At 70.4% G+C, this 247-nt stretch carries 1 protein-coding gene; it reads left to right on the forward strand.

Translation table 11 applies throughout. From position 1 onward, the window contains the following. A partial coding sequence (locus tag AC5Y42_RS23645; protein ID WP_499900989.1) for a glutamate-cysteine ligase family protein occupies positions 1-247 on the forward strand: 247 nt, incomplete at both ends.

Genomic DNA, 247 nt, shown 5'->3' on the forward strand with positions numbered 1-247 from the left:
ACAGTTTTTCGTGGCCAGCCGCACCGGGGTGCCCGGCGCGGCGATGATGACGTCGACGGCGTCGGTCCAGGTCAACCTCGACGCCGGACCGCAGGCGGGGTGGGCGGCGCGGGTGCGGTTAGCCCATGCGCTGGGTCCGATAATGGTCGCCATCGCCGCCAACTCCCCGCTTTTGAGTGGGCGGTTCTCGGGCTGGCTGTCCACCCGCCAACGGGTGTGGAGCCAGCTTGATGCGGCGCGCTGCGGA

It is taken from the genome of Mycobacterium sp. NGS48 (assembly GCF_059812585.1).